Origin of the sequence: Exiguobacterium sp. CH10 (genome assembly GCF_018617635.1) — a bacterium.
In the GTDB taxonomy this organism is placed as follows: Bacteria; Bacillota; Bacilli; order Exiguobacteriales; family Exiguobacteriaceae; genus Exiguobacterium; species Exiguobacterium aestuarii_A.
Window position 1 is genome coordinate 49,733 of sequence record NZ_JACSKO010000002.1, and the last position, 16,052, is coordinate 65,784.

The window sequence follows — 16,052 nt, forward strand, 5'->3', positions numbered from 1 at the left end:
GATTGAATTCAATACGAAACCCCTCTATGATGAAGAAGAGATATCATATGTGTATTTGCACATCTTCCGAAAGTGAGGGGTTTTTATGTTTTTTGAGAAAATGATTGAACGAGGGAAACTGGTCATCGTGTTTCTTCTCGTCGCAATCGTCGTAGGTGTGCTGACGTTCTTCCAGCTTCCTAAACGTGAGATTCCTGAAACGGGAATCAACATCGTACTTGTTCAAACACCATATCCTGGTGCGACGGCCGAAACAGTTGAACGTAGTGTGACCGGCGTGTTAGAAGAAGAACTACGTAGTCTAGAAGGAGTGGAGAACGTGACGTCGATTTCGGCTTCAGAGTTCTCAAACATTACGGTCGAGTATGCAGATGGGACTGATCAGGCAGAGTTTCAGGCGAACGTACGCCAAGCTTTGTCTGACGCAACACCAAAGCTGCCAGAAAATGCACTCGCACCGACAGTCAATGATTCGCTCGGTCAATTACCGGTCGCCTCTTACTTGTTGACTGCGGATGATCGTGAATCATTCGAGGATGTTCGTGCAGACATCGAGGATTTAGAATCGAACCTTCTACGAACAGATGGTGTGACAGGAGTCACCGTCAAGGGTCTACCGGAGCAAGAGTATGTCGTCTCACTCGACTCTGAAGAACTCAGTGCACGGCAGCTCGCCTTCCCTGACGTGTTGACAGCAATCAACGAAGAGTATAAAACGACACCGCTCGGTCGCCAATCGACCGATGAAGGCATTTATCAACTGGCAATCGACAACTTGACGAATGTGAATGACATGGAGCAAGTAATTGTCGGTTCATTTAACGGAGAGCCTGTCTTGTTAGAAGATGTCGGAACGGTTGAAGAGACAGCGAAAAGTGAGACGGACCTCGTTTCACTAGACGGAAAACCAGCCGTTTCCATCACTGTACCGATTGAGTCAGGTTTGGATATCCCGACGATGCAAGACCGTGTCAACGAGGTAGTGGAAGACGGTCTTGGAGATTTGGACGGTTTTGAGCTTGTTCCGTATTATGAACAGGCGAAGGCTGTCGATGCAATCTTCTCGTCGCTGACGCGTGAATTCATTATCGCGATCATCGCCGTCATCGCCGTGACAACGATTGGTCTCACGTTCTCTGGGTCAATCATCGTCAGTTTGGCGATCCCGCTGTCATTCTTGATCGCGTTGATCCCATTACAGTTCACCGGGGTCGACTTGAACCAGATCTCGATTATCGGAGCAATCATCGCTTTGGGGATTTTGGTCGATGACGCGATCGTCGTCAACGACAACATTTTACGACGGTACCGTAGTGGTGATTCCGCGATGCTCGGAGCAGTTCGTGGAACGAAAGAAGTATGGGGCTCGATTGTCACGTCGACACTCGCGGTCGTCTTCGCCTTTCTTCCGCTCACTTTACTGTCTGGCGCGAACGGAAACTTCATCCGTGCCTTGCCGACGGTGCTCGCGCTCTCTGTTTTGGCCTCGATGGTCATCAGTTTGACGCTCGTGCCGATCGCACAGTATCGCTTGAACCGAAAAGAAGTGAAAGTATCGAAGCGTGAGCCGGGTTGGCTCGGCGGACCGCTCAATCGTCTCAGTAACTTCTATGCCGACCGTCTGTTACCGAGTGTCGCGAAACGTCCTTGGACGTTCGGGATTGTCGGTTTCGTCATCACGACAGCGTTATATGGCTTGATTCTTCTCACGCCGTTTGAGTTCTTCCCGGCGGCGAACCGTCCGGAAGTCGTGACAAGTGTAACGTTGCCAGTACAGACGGATTTAGAAGAGACAGAAGCACGTCTTGAAGAAATCGAAGCAAGGTTCCAAGAAGAGGACGGGGTCGTTGAAACATCAATCTTTGCAGGTGGTGGACTTCCTGGTCTATTCACGGGTGGACTCGATCAGTCCGGTGAAAACACAGGGCAAGTCGTCGTTCGTGTCGATAATGAATCAATCGATGCCATCGAGTTGATTGATAAATACACGAATGAATTGCGTGAAGCATATCCTGATGCAGAAATCTTCTTAGATACGCAACAACAAGGACCACCGGCATCGGCTCCTGTCGAATTCACGATGCGTAGCGAAACGATTGATCAGCTCGTCGCTGCACGTGACCAAGTGAAGGCCGACTTGGAAGAAATCGATGGTGCCATCGTTCTCGATAACATCAAAGAGCCGTTCCAAACGCTCACATACGAGCTAAATCGTGAGGAGATGGCCCAAGCGGGTGTCACAGCGAAAGCTATCAGTGATCAAATCCGACTCGTCACAGACGGGATTCCAATCGGCACGTTCGATGACGGTGTGGAACAGCGTGACGTGAAGATTGTCATCGATGCGGAAGCAAACCGTGAGGCACTTGCTCTTGATGATATTTTAATCCCGGTCGAAACGGAAGCCGGTCCACCTGTTGCACCACTTAGCACGTTCGTGACAGAAACGACGACTGAGCAAATTCAACAAATTCCTCGCGAGAACGGGGAACGTTCGGTCACACTCCAAATTTATGCGAGTGAAGGCACGGATGAAGATGCGTTCAAGCAAGATGTCGAGCAAGTGTTGGATGATGCGAAGGCTGGGTTAGAGGATGAAGGAATCACGTTCGACCAGTCCGGAGCGAGCGATACGCAGAACGAGTTCTTCTTAGAGCTTGCGACATTGTTCGTCGTCGTCTTGTTCTTGATTTACTTGATCATCGCGTTCCAGTTTAACTCATTGTCACTACCACTTCTCGTGTTGTTCACAATCTATCTCGCGATTGCTGGAGCGGTCGTCGGGTTGTTCGTGACACAGACGCCGTTCAGTTTCATGGCATCGATGGGGATGGTGTCGCTTGCGGGAATCGTCGTCCGGAACGCAGTCGTCCTGTTCGAGTTTATCGAACAACGAATTCGTGAAGGTTTACCGGTCACGACCGCCGTGTACGAAGCCGGACGTGCTCGGATTCGTCCGATTCTCTTAACAGCACTTACCGCAGTCGTTGCCCTCCTACCGGTTGCACTTGGAGAAGACCCGCTCTTCAAACCACTTGCGATCGGCATCGTATCGGGTATTCTATTCTCGACTGTGTTGACTCTCGTGCTTGTTCCGGCGTACTACCTGATTTTGGCGAAACGCCGTCACAAGGACAAACCGTTTACAGAATGATTCAGCTTGAAGATGTGATGCCGTATGGTGTCACATCTTTTTTTGAACCATTTGTCACATGTTTTGGGTGATGTTGTATGGGTATAATTAGAAGAGAGGTTTTGAACAGTATGGGAGGGAATTGAAAATGAACGATTCATATACTTGGCTTAATCGCCGTAAAGTACGACCCGCATACAGCGTGACGGGGAGCCGTTCTTGGTCGAGTGAGCGTGTCGTTCGACCGGACCGTGCGCGTGGGAAGATGGTACGCGACGTGAAGCGTGTACGTCGTCCATATGTGGACGAATATGGGAACCGCCGCTGGACGACTGGACGTGTCGTCGTCACGGATGCGTCACGTAAGGCACGGGCGCATGGACACGGTGATACAGCTGTACAGTTAGAGTTTTCGACACCAACACCGTATGAGCGTGTGAAAGAGATGATTCCAACGAAACGTGTTCTCGTTCCGGTTGTTGCCGGACTTGCCGTTGTCGGTGGGATTGCTGGTGTCGCATACGCACTCCGTAAAAAGAAACGAAATAAGAAGAACTAATAAAAAAATCGCCGAAAAATTCGGCGATTTTTTTATTTGAAGCGTTCAGCGAGGATGCGCTCGAGTTCACGTTGCCCGAGTTCACGCATTTCTGCCTCATTTTCTTCGTCGTATGCATCGTCCGTGAAGCGTCCGACAAATTCGACTTTGCCGTTTCCAAGTTCACGGAACACTAAGTTTTTGCGATCGTTGTAAAAGACGACACGGTACTCACGACCATTTTCATGATCGTAGTTGAAGACGCCTTTGATGTGATCCATGTTCTTCTCTTCCGGTTGATCCTCATCATCGTCCTCATCTTCTTCTGCTTCAGCAGCTTCGTTAGCTTCATCAAGCGCGTCGGCGAGGACTACCGTTTCTTCTTTTTCTTCTGTCCCCTCTTCTTCAGATGAGACGACTTCTTTTTTTTCTTCTTCTGTCATGTGAAACGACCTCCTTTACTTACTTTCCTATCATACCCACTTTTTATAGTTGTGACTACTCAAAATGATGCGAGCAAACCCGGACGACATTCGAAGAGGACATGATCAGTCGCTGGAAGAGCTGACGTTTGATCGATTCTGGCGCATCGACTGTCTTGAGCGCTTGCTCCATACATCCGAGCCAATGCCCGGCATGGGTCTCAGAAATCGGATGTTCATGATGAATCATCGCTAAATTCCCACCACCGCGACGTTCCGAATACAACTTCGGACCACCAAGCAATTGGGTCAAAAATTCGAATTGATGTTGCTTCACCCGCTCTTTGTCTTCCGGAAACAGTGGAAGTAGAATCGGGTCGGCATAGACGAGGTCATAAAACGCGTCAACGAGTTGTTGAACGCCGCTTTCGCCTCCAAATTGTTCATAGGCACTCACATTCATTCCCCCTCATACGTTCAGTCTAATCGATTTCGACTAAAAATGGGAATGATGCAAGCTGTGACTTTTTTGACTAGGGTAAAGAGGAGGTTTCCCTCTACAAATAAGAGCGGATGGTTCATAATGAAAGAAAAAAGGGAAGGAGTGTTCGCTAAAATGACAGTAACCTTTCACGTCGGTCGATCGGGAACGGGGAAAAGTGAACGGATGATCGAACAGGTCATTCAAGAACTGAAACAAAATCCGAGCGGACCAACGATTTATATGATCGTGCCGGACCAAATGTCGTTTGAAATGGAGAAGAAGATGGCGACAGTGGACGGCCTGCGCGGCTCGACAAGAATCCAAGTACTATCGATGCGCCGTCTTGCATTTTTGATGATGCGGGATGCGGGAGTGGCGACCGACCAATTTTTAGATCAGACGGGGACACATCTGTTGTTGCGGAGAGTCGTCGAGATGAGCGAGGAACGATTGACCCTGTTCCGTCGAACGATGAACCAGTTCGGATTTTATGAAGAGTTGAACCAATTGATTTCGATGTTGAAGCGAGGACTTGTCGAACCCGAACATCTGTTGCGGTTGAGTGAACAAGCGCAACACCGTGCCTTGAAGTTACAGGACCTCTCCATCATCTATGAAGGATTTTTAAAGATGACAGAAGGGAAGTCGCTACATGCGGAAGATTACTTCAACGTCCTGTTGCAACTGTTGCCCGAGACGGATTTGACGGGAGTCCGTGTTTACGTGGACGGGTTTAATGAGTTCTCGGAGCAGGAATTAGCCGTCCTTGTCGGTCTTGCGGAAAAAGTCGACGTCGATGTGTTGCTGACGCTCGACCCTTCATCGATGTATCGTCCTGACCCATTGTTTGGACCGACGCAACGGACGCTCATGCGCTTCAAGGAACTCTTGTCGGAACGGCAACTTCCATCGGTCGACAAACCGTATGACACCATCTATCGCTATACGCATCCAAGCCTTCGCTATTTAGAGGCGACGTTTGACCAGATGACGGCAGAGCCGTATACAGGGGCAGAGAACCGCGTCGATTTACATGCTGCCGTCGACCGGACTGTCGAGGTGGAAGCGGCCGTTCGAGAAGTCATCCGACTCACCCGTGAAGAAGGATATCGTTACCGAGATATCGCGCTCATTTCGCGTTCACTCGAAGAGTATGGCGATTTGGCATCGCAGGCGTTACAAAAGATGGGGCTCCCTTACTTCCTAGATGAACGGCAACCGATGCTTGACCATCCGCTCGTCGAATTGTTGAAAGCAACCATCGACATCGCCTTGCGTAGCTATCGGGAGGAGGCGGTCTTCCGGGCATTGAAGACGGAACTCGTCGTCCTCGACCCGACACATCGACGCACGTCAGTTGACCGTCTCGAAGCGTTCGTCATTGAGCGCGGGATCAAACACTATCATTGGCACGATGCATGGCAATTGCGTCGTCGTACAGGGGAAGAAGCGCGACTGACGAGTGAAGAGCTAGACGTTGAAGTGGAGTTGAATCGATACCGGGAACGCGTCATCGAAACGTTCGATCCGTTGTTAGCGGATTTGAAGCAGGCGAAGACGATGCAAGCCTATACGCATGCCATGTATGCCTTTTTGGAGCGGATTGGTGTATCCGACTGTTTGACCCATTGGCGTGACGAGGCGATTGAAGAAGCGCAGTTGCTCGAAGCGCGTGAACATACCCAAGTATGGGACGCGGTCTTACATCTACTCGAACAATTGGAAGCGGCAGCTCCGGAAGAAACGCTGTCGACGGAACTGTTTCTTCAGATGATGGACACTGGGCTAGACAGTCTACGTTATGCGCTCATTCCACCTTCACTCGATCAGTTGACGGTGACGGACTATGTCCGTGGTCGATTGATTGATAAAAAAGTGGTGTTCTTGCTCGGGGCAAATGAAGATCAAATCCCTCTCGTCACGACACAGTCCAAATTGTTGACCGATCACGACTTGGACTTTATGCATGAGAACGGACTGCGTGCCGGGAAAGCGACCGAGCACTTATTCGATGATGAAACGTATTACTTATATAAAGCAGTGACGGCACCGAGTGAGCGTCTCTATATTAGTTACGCCCTCGTCGACAGAACCGGTAAAGCGGTTCAACCGGCACGTTTCATCGCTGATTTGAAAGCGCGTCTCCATAAAAACATCATCAAAACACATTTTGCCGAGGCAGGAGAGCACCGACCACGTGACCAATTCGCCTTTTTGACGAACGTGAACCAGACGGCAGCGGTCACGGCTCTTGAACTTCAACGATTGAGTCGTCATTATCCGATTCAAGATATGTGGTTCGCCGTTTATAACGAACTGTTAAAACATCCGGACGGTCGTGAACGTTTGCAGTTGTTGACGAGCGCCCTGTTCTATCAAAATATCCCGAAATCACTAGACGACGATGTGGCCAAATCTCTTTATACACCCTCGATTCGGGCGAGTGTCTCGCGACTCGAGACGTTCCAAGCATGTCCGTTCAAACATTTTGCGAGTTATGGCTTGCGTCTGAAGGAACGCCGATTGTATCGACTCGAGGCACCGGATATCGGAAACTTGTATCACCGAACGATTGAACATATGTCACAAACGGTGAAGATGGACGGAAAAGAATGGCGGGATGTGGCACCTGATGAATGTGTGAACTTAGCGGAACAGGCAGTAGAACTCGTGACGCCTGAAATCCAACACGCCATTCTGATGAGTTCAAATCGTTACGCCTATTTAAAGAAAAAATTGACGGACGTCGTCAGCAAGACGGCAGAAGTATTGATTGAACAGTCGAAACGGGACGGATTTGACCCGAAATCGTTTGAACTCGCATTCGGGAGTGGGCAGTTCCCACCTGTCTCGTTCACGTTATCAAATGGGGCAACGTGTGAGCTCATCGGCCGAATCGACCGTGTCGACACGGCGATGGTCCACGATCAGCTGTATGTTCGTATCGTCGATTACAAGTCGAGCAAGCGTGAAGTCGACTTCGCGGAAATTTACTATGGTCTTGCCATGCAGATGCTCATCTACTTGAAAGTACTGATTGAACAGGCAGAGGTATGGACGAAAGAGAACGTGGCGCCGGCTGCGGCACTGTATTTCCACGTTCATCGCCCACTCGTCCCACCTGCTGGATCTGAGGAAGAGACGCGACAGAAAGTATTGGAGTCGTATCAGATGCAGGGGTTATTGGTCGACGATCCGGAAATTTTGGAGATGATGGACCGCTCTGCGAAAGGATCTTCGAAAAAATCGATTGTCATCCCGGTTAAATATAAAAAAGATGGCACACCTGATTCGAATACACTGAAGAAGATTGTCACACCACCTCAACTCGAACAATTGATGGACCATGCGTTTGACGTCGTCAAATCGAGTGCCGAAGAGATGTATGAAGGAAAGATTAACGTAGAACCTTACGAATATAAAGAGCGCCGCCCGTGTCAGACGTGTCCGTACCAGAGTGTCTGCCATTTTGACGAGGCGCTCGCGAATGAACCACGCAAATTGAAAAAGTTAGAGAAAGAAGATGTATTTCAGGAGTTAGGAGGGGATGACCGTGAAATGGACGAATGATCAATTCGCCGCAATTGAAGCGAGGGGAAGTCACGTACTTGTCTCGGCTGCGGCCGGTTCAGGAAAGACAGCAGTTCTCGTTGAACGGTTGTCTAGCCGATTGCTGGACGAAGCGGATGCGTTGACGGCAGACCGTATGCTCGTCGTCACGTTTACAAACGCGGCAGCTGCAGAAATGAAGCGACGCATCGCAAAGGCGCTCGAAGAGGCGTTGCGCGACGACCCGACGAATGAGTACGTTCGAAAACAACGACAAATGTTGAACCGGGCTCTCATTACAACCATCCACTCGTTTTGCTTAGAAGTGATTCGTGAGAATTACTATTTGTTAGACTTAGACCCGGCATTCAAGATTGCGGAAGAACGTGACCTCGTGTTGTTACAAGATGATGTGTTAGAAGAGGTGCTTGAAGAGGAGTACGGAAAGCAAGATACGGATTTCTTCGCCCTCGTCGATGCCTATACGTCAGACCGTGGCGATAGCGAAATCGAAGACCTCATTCTTGGTCTTTATCATTATGCTCGTACACTCCCAGACCCTGACGCCTATTTGGACAAACTCATTTCGATGTATTCGTTCGGAGATGACCCGGATCAAGAAGCCATCCTCATCGAGTTCGGTCACATGCTGTGGCAGGACATTGAGAAAGCGGTGCGTGACCTGCGGAAGCTCGAGGCGGAACTTCGGGTTGCGGGCTATGAGCCGCAGTCGGAAAACATTCGTCAGGCGATTTTCCCGTTTGAACAGTTAGAAGGGGAAGAGGTTGTCTGGAGTGAACTCGAAACGGCCGCACGTGCGATGAGGTTTGGGACGATGAAAGCCGTCCCTAAAAAAGAGGAGCATCAAATTTATCATGAGGTGCTCAAACCGGCGTACGATCAAGCGAAGAAGAAGTTGACGGCAGCTGCTGAACGGGCACGTGTCAGTGGGGCGGATCTATTAGAGAGCGTCTCGATGCAACAACCTCTCGTCAAGACGCTCGTTCGAACGGTCCGTGCGTTCGGAACAGCGTATGAGCAAGCGAAACGTGACCGAGCCTTCGTCGACTTTAGCGACTTGGAACATTATGCGCTCGCCATCTTACGGCAGGAGGATGGACCGTCTGATGTCGCCGCTCTATACAAGGAACGTTTCGTCGAGGTACTCGTCGATGAATATCAAGATACGAACGAAATTCAAGAGACGATTATCAACCTGGTCGCAAATGAACGGGAAGAGATTGGGAACCTGTTCATGGTTGGAGACATCAAGCAGTCGATTTATCGGTTCCGTCATGCGGAGCCGGGTCTCTTCATCGATAAGGCGACGCGCTTCAAACAGGCGGACACGGGAAAACGAATTGATCTCTCTCAAAACTTCCGCAGTCGGGCAGAGGTGCTTCATGGAATCAATGACTTGTTCGTCCAGCTCATGGACGAAGAGGTCGGAGAAATCGCTTATGATGAGGCCGCTCAACTCGTGCCGGGTCGTGAATATGAACCGATTCCAGCGAATCCTGAATTCATGATCGTCGACGGGACAAGTCGTGAATTATCGAAACAGGAAGTGGAAGGACGAGCGATCGCAACTCGAATCCTAGAATTAGTATCTGGGGAAGAACCGTTCAAAGTGACGGATGAAGTGACGGGCCAACTAAGAAACTGTGAGTACCGGGACATCGTGATTCTCGTCCGTTCGAAAAAAGGACGAGTTGAACAGTTGATGGACATTTTGACACAGTACAACATTCCGGCTTATACGGATTCAGATGGCGGCTATTTTCAAGCGACAGAGATTCGAATGATTCTTGCTCTCTTGAAAGTGATTGACAATCCCCTTCAGGACATCCCACTCGCCGGTGCGCTCCGTTCCCCGATGTTCCGATTTGATGATGGGGAATTGGCACGAATCCGACTCGAGTCCGAAGATTCTTTCTTTGAAGCCTTGAAAGCAAAAGCGGATGACGATGATGAGCTTGGCGTGAAGTGTGGGGAATTTCTCGATCGTCTTTCTCACTGGCGTACGTATGCACGCAACCATAGCTTGTCCGAATTGATTCAACAGCTATTTAACGACACCGGGTTTTATGACTTCTCAGGTGGATTGCCAGGTGGAAAAGGGCGCCAGGAAAATTTAAAAGCGCTTTATGACCGCGCCCTCTCTTACGAGCGAAGCGGCTATCGTGGACTGTATCGCTTCTTACGTGTTATGGACCGATTGCAGGATACAGGGGAGGATTTATCCGAGGCGCGTTCTCTCGGCGATGAGGAGAACGTCGTTCGGATCATGACTGTGCATAAATCCAAAGGTCTCGAGTTCCCGGTGACGATTGTCGCCCAGCTCGGGAAACAGTTCAATACACTCGACCAGAAACAGCGCGTCATTTTCCATAAGCAATATGGGATTTCACTCGATGCGATTGATGTCGTGACACGCACGAAATCGGAAACGTTCGTGAAAGAGATGATCCGACGAGATTTGGACGCAACGATGAAAGCCGAAGAGATGCGTGTCCTTTATGTCGCATTGACACGGGCAAAAGAGAAACTCATTCTCGTCGGTACGGTTGGAGATTCAGCCAAGCAGCTCCAGCAATGGCTACAGGTCGGGCAATCTGGGGAATTATTAGCAAGTGAGGCGAGACGAGAGGCGAAAACGTATTTGGACTGGATTGCGCCAGCACTCTTACGTTTGCCGAGTGCCTCGACATTTATCGAGTCGTTCGGTTTCACGGTACCTGCTTCATTTTATGAATCGACTTCGTGGACGTATCGTTTGATTGGAGAAGACGATCTTGCAGAGATTGCGACACTTCAAGAAATGATGGCACAACTCCACCATGTGCAACGATTTGAAGCAATTGATTTTCCTATTCAAAATGAGGATGAGACGATTCGTGCCGTCCACAAAGCGTTAACTTATAGCTATCCAGCTCAGGATGCTGTACGCACAGCGGCAAAACAGACGGTGACGGAATTAAAACGGGCGATGCAACTGGAACAAGCCGCCTTCGAAGACCCGGTTCGTCCAATTGATACACCTTATCGGGAGCCGAAATGGCGTCAAGTGAAACAGACTGGTGCCGAACGGGGGACCACGTTACATTTGATTTTCCAAATGGCTGACCCGAATCAACCGATTGTCGAGCAAATCGACAAATGGGAGCAGCAAGGAATGCTCAGTCCGGTCGAGGCTGAGACGGCGCGTCTTGCCATTCCTGACGTCGAAGCATTTTTCCAGACTGAAGTCGGACAGGCGCTCGCCGACGCGCTTGAGCGAGGCACGGCGTGGCGAGAGCTTCCATTCACCTATACCGTACCAGCTGAACGAGTCAACCCGGATGGACAGTTTACGGATGAGGACGTCTTGATTCAAGGGATTATCGACTGTCTGTATTTCGACGGAACATCGTATGTCCTGTTGGATTATAAATCAGATGCCGTCGTCCATTTGTCTGAATCTCGTGAAGACGCACACGAGCGGCTGCGTGAGCGATACGCGATTCAGTTGCAACTGTATCGAGAGGCCATTGAGACGATTTGGGAGATTCGCGTTGAACAGACGCTCATTTACTCACTTGATTTACAGGAAATCGTCACGGTGACAACTTCATAAAGGTTACACGTTGAGCGATGTCAGCTACATGACATCGCTCTTTTTGTTATGTGCATCTTCACATTCTAAATCGTTGACAAGTGAGTGGAGGAGGAGTAATTTATTTTATATAAGTAATTGTTCCATATAGAACAATTCGAAACGGAACGATAAAAGGAGTGAACAAATATGACCGAGATGAGCGCAACAAGAGCGCGGGAGATGATGCAATCGTTTTGGCGCGTCCAGCGTGTGTTGATTCGTCTCATGCATCAGACGGCCCAACAAAACGATCTTACCTTGCCACAGCTTCACGGACTGATGATGTTGAATGAACAAGGGGCGATCACTCAAAAAGAGTTGGTTCAGCGTACAAGGATGCCGAAGAGCACGTTGAGTCAATCATTGGATGGACTTGTGGAAAGAGGGCTCATTCGTAGAGACATCAACCCGGACAATCGACGCGAAGTGGTATTGACAATCGATCAATCCGGCAAGCGATTGATTGAGGAAATTGAACAGCAAGAAGAAGGAACCGAACATCAGTTGAATCAAATCCTCGCTCGTTTAGATGAAGAGACGTATCGCCATATGATTGAAGCGCATCAACAGATTGCAGATGGATTGAACGAAGGGTTCATAGATTGTGAAGGAGGATGTCGTCATGATTAAGTTGTTAAAACGTTTGATTACTTATAAATGGGCCGTCCTCATGGTCTTGTTATTTGTGTTCGCACAGTCGTTAGCAGATTTATTCTTACCGACATTAATGGCGGATATCATCGATAACGGGGTCGTGACAGGAGACACGGGCTATATTTGGCAAATGGGCGGCATCATGCTCGGTGTGACCGGGCTTGGGGCACTCGCAGCGGTCGTGGCAAGTTTTTATTCGTCGAAAGCGGCGATGGGATTTGGACGTGATTTACGAAGACGCGTGTTTAACCATGTCGAGCGTTTCTCACTTGAAGAGTTTGATCGGGTCGGCACGGCCTCGCTCATCACGCGGACGACGAACGACATCACGCAAGTCCAACAAGTCATCATCATGATGCTTCGGATGGTCGTCAGTGCACCGATCATGTTCGTCGGTGGTTTGATTATGGCGACGTCAAAAGATGCGACGTTGTCACTCGTCATCGTTGCCGCCATGCCTGTTCTCGTCATCTCAATCTTCCTTATTTTCTGGAAAGCGATGCCGCTCTTCAAGAAAGTACAAAAACGATTGGATCGATTGAATCTCGTCTTACGAGAAAATTTGACGGGTATTCGTGTCATTCGGGCCTTCAATCGTGAAAAAGAAGAGCAAGTTCGTTTGACAGAGGCGAATGAACGATTGACGGACGTCTCGATTAAAGTCAACCAAATCATGGCGTTCCTCATGCCGGCCATGATGCTCGTCATGAACTTGACCGTCGTCGGCGTCATCTGGTTCGGAGGCATCCGAATCGATAACGGGGCGATGCAAATCGGGGATTTGATGGCGTTCATTCAATATGTCATGCAAATCATGTTCGCGCTCGTCATGGCTTCTGTCATGTTCATCATGATTCCGCGAGCGTCCGTATCAGCGAACCGTATCAATGAAGTGCTCGAGATGACTCCTTCACTAGTGGATGACGGTACGAAGACGGCCGACGTTGAGCACGGGACTCTCGTATTTGACGATGTCACGTTCTTTTACCCGGGTGCCGAAGAGCCGGCATTATCACATGTCAGTTTTTCAGCAAACCCAGGAGAAGTCACGGCGGTGATTGGTGGAACGGGGTCTGGTAAGTCGACACTCGTCAATCTGATTCCACGATTTTATGATGTGACGTCTGGAGAGATTCGCGTGAACGGGGTCGATGTTCAAGCCGTATCGCAAGAAGAACTCCGTTCAAAAATCGGATTCGTTCCACAAAAGGCGTTGCTGTTCACAGGTACAATTGCTGAGAACATTCGATATGGGAAAGCTGATGCGACGACCGAAGAAGTCGAACATGCCGCATCCATCGCGCAGGCGAGCGACTTTATCGAGAAGATGTCAGATCGATTTGAATCTGTGATTGAGCAAGGTGGCTCGAACGTATCGGGTGGACAAAAGCAACGTCTTTCCATCGCACGGGCGCTCGTTCGAAAACCAGATTTGTATGTATTCGATGACAGTTTCTCGGCACTCGATTTCAAGACGGATGCCGCGCTACGCAGGGCGTTAAAAGAAGAGACAAAGGATGCGACCGTTTTGATTGTCGCACAACGGGTGAGTACGATCATGGATGCCGATCGTATCATCGTACTAGAAGAAGGAAGTGTGGCCGGGATCGGTACACATGAGGAATTATTTGCGACGAATGCGGTCTATCAAGAAATCGTGAAGTCGCAATTGTCTGAGGAGGAAATCGCATGAGTGAGAAACAAACAGCGACGCGACAAACTCATGGCGGGCATGGTGGTCCAGGAGGTCCTGGCGGTGGGAACATGATGATGATGGGCGAGAAGCCTAAGGAGTTCAAAGTCACGTTCCGTCGTCTGCTTGCCTATTTGAAACCACGGCGAAACACACTGATTGCGGTCTTTGTCGCAGCAATTTTAAGTACAGTCTTTATGATTGCTGGTCCAAAGATCATGGGAATTGCTATCACGGAGCTATTTGAAGGAGCCTATGCGAAATTCACCGGTGTACCCGGCGCGGAGATCGATTTCACGAGAATCGGACAAATCTTGTCGTTACTCGCAGGACTTTACGTCATCAGCAGTCTATTTAACTACGTTCAACAGTACTTAATGTCAGGGGTTGCGCAAAAGACCGTCTATGATTTAAGGGAAGACGTCAATAAAAAGTTAGAACGACTTCCGCTCAAATATTACGATGGACGTTCGAATGGAGAGACGTTGAGCCGAGTGACGAACGACATTGACTTGATTGGGAGCACGCTTCAACAAAGTGTGACGTCATTCATTACCTCGATCGTCACGATTGTCGGGATTTTGATTATGATGCTGTCCATCAGTCCGCTATTGACGGTTATCTCTCTCGTGTCTTTACCACTCACGATTTTTGCGATTCGCCCGATTCTAAAGCGGTCACAACAATACTTTTCCGATCAACAGCGTCATCTCGGCCGATTGAATGGGCATGTGGAAGAAATGTATACCGGACACGCAGTCGTCAAAGCGTTCGGGCGTGAAGAGACAGCTGTCCGTGAGTTTGATGAGGTGAATGAAGAACTCTATGATGCCGGACGCAAAGCGCAATTTATCTCAGGGATCATCATGCCGATGACGATGTTCATCGGGAACATCAGTTACGTATTGATCAGTGTCGTCGGTGGGATTTTAGTCACACAACGAAGCATCTCCATCGGGGATATTCAGGCGTTTATCACGTATACACGACAGTTCACCCAGCCGATTACGCAAACGGCGAACATCGCAAACATCGTCCAGTCGACGGTCGCTGCAGCGGAACGAGTATTCGAGTTGTTAGACGAAGAGGAAGAAGTAAAAGAAGTAACGACTTATCGCTTGGATCGAGCTGAAGGGAATGTCGCATTCCGTCACGTCGACTTCGGATATGGAGAGAATCTACTCATTCAAGATATGAATCTCGATGTGAAGACGGGACAAACGGTAGCCATCGTCGGTCCGACCGGTGCTGGGAAAACAACATTGATCAATCTTCTCATGCGTTTCTATGAATTGAACGGTGGAGAGATTTTGATTGATGGGAAAGATTCGCGTAAAATGTCGAGACAAGATTTACGTCATACGTTTGGGATGGTCTTACAGGATACGTGGCTCTTTAATGGGACGATCCGTGACAACATCGCTTACGGGAAAACCGATGCGACCGAATCAGAAATCGTCAATGCGGCGAAGACGGCGCATGCGGACTCGTTCATCCGGACGTTGCCAGACGGATATGACACCGTCTTGAATGAAGAAGCGAATAATATCTCACAAGGTCAAAAACAGTTACTGACGATTGCGCGAGCGGTTCTCGCTAATCCACCGATTATGATTTTGGACGAGGCGACATCGAGTGTGGATACGCGCACCGAGATTTTGATTCAACAGGCGATGAAGCGGTTGATGAATGGGCGAACAAGTTTTGTTATTGCACACCGTTTATCAACGATTAAAGATGCAGACTTGATCTTAGTGATGGACCAAGGTCGTGTCATCGAACAAGGTACACATGAATCGCTGCTTGAAGCCGGTGGTTTTTACGAAGATTTATACAACAGCCAGTTCGCTGAAAAAGAAGTTGTATGAGAAGAATACAGGTTTTGCGCTCAAGTGATTAGGCAATAGACGTACGAAGATAGGTTTCGTACGTCTTTTTGTTT

At 49.2% G+C, this 16,052-nt stretch carries 9 protein-coding genes; 7 read left to right on the forward strand and 2 right to left on the reverse strand.

Annotated elements, in window-relative coordinates; translation table 11 throughout:
* Positions 1 to 85: 85 nt before the first annotated feature.
* Positions 86 to 3,154, forward strand: coding sequence for an efflux RND transporter permease subunit (locus KNP04_RS07120; RefSeq protein ID WP_214875203.1), 3,069 nt, complete (start codon positions 86 to 88; stop codon positions 3,152 to 3,154).
* 127 nt (positions 3,155 to 3,281) lie between these two features.
* Positions 3,282 to 3,692: a hypothetical protein gene (locus tag KNP04_RS07125; protein ID WP_015880958.1), complete on the forward strand. Its 411-nt coding sequence runs from the start codon at positions 3,282 to 3,284 to the stop codon at positions 3,690 to 3,692.
* A 32-nt stretch (positions 3,693 to 3,724) separates the two neighbouring features.
* Here the strand turns inward: KNP04_RS07125 and KNP04_RS07130 are convergent, their stop codons facing one another.
* Together KNP04_RS07130 and KNP04_RS07135 are read right to left on the reverse strand one after the other, a co-directional pair.
* Positions 3,725 to 4,114, reverse strand: a complete 390-nt coding sequence (locus tag KNP04_RS07130) for a hypothetical protein (protein WP_214785391.1) — start codon at positions 4,112 to 4,114, stop codon at positions 3,725 to 3,727.
* Between the two features lie 55 nt (positions 4,115 to 4,169).
* Positions 4,170 to 4,550 carry a truncated hemoglobin gene (locus tag KNP04_RS07135; protein ID WP_214696163.1) on the reverse strand — a complete coding sequence of 127 codons (381 nt, stop codon included), beginning with the start codon at positions 4,548 to 4,550 and terminating at the stop codon, positions 4,170 to 4,172.
* A gap of 159 nt (positions 4,551 to 4,709) precedes the next feature.
* Here KNP04_RS07135 and addB point away from each other — a divergent pair, with 159 nt between their 5' ends.
* The 5 genes from addB (at position 4,710) to KNP04_RS07160 (ending at position 15,978) form a co-directional block, all read left to right on the forward strand.
* Positions 4,710 to 8,147, forward strand: coding sequence for a helicase-exonuclease AddAB subunit AddB (addB, locus tag KNP04_RS07140; protein WP_214875204.1), 3,438 nt, complete (start codon positions 4,710 to 4,712; stop codon positions 8,145 to 8,147).
* Positions 8,125 to 11,742: a helicase-exonuclease AddAB subunit AddA gene (gene addA, locus KNP04_RS07145; RefSeq protein ID WP_214875205.1), complete on the forward strand. Its 3,618-nt coding sequence runs from the start codon at positions 8,125 to 8,127 to the stop codon at positions 11,740 to 11,742. Before addB ends, addA begins: the two co-directional genes overlap by 23 nt.
* A gap of 177 nt (positions 11,743 to 11,919) precedes the next feature.
* Positions 11,920 to 12,393: a MarR family winged helix-turn-helix transcriptional regulator gene (locus KNP04_RS07150; protein ID WP_251129879.1), complete on the forward strand. Its 474-nt coding sequence runs from the start codon at positions 11,920 to 11,922 to the stop codon at positions 12,391 to 12,393.
* Positions 12,386 to 14,110, forward strand: a complete 1,725-nt coding sequence (locus KNP04_RS07155) for an ABC transporter ATP-binding protein (protein WP_214875207.1) — start codon at positions 12,386 to 12,388, stop codon at positions 14,108 to 14,110. Before KNP04_RS07150 ends, KNP04_RS07155 begins: the two co-directional genes overlap by 8 nt.
* A complete protein-coding gene (locus tag KNP04_RS07160; RefSeq protein ID WP_285801228.1) occupies positions 14,107 to 15,978 on the forward strand; it encodes an ABC transporter ATP-binding protein in 1,872 nt (623 codons plus the stop codon). The genes KNP04_RS07155 and KNP04_RS07160 overlap by 4 nt, the downstream gene beginning before the upstream one ends.
* Positions 15,979 to 16,052: the final 74 nt, after the last annotated feature.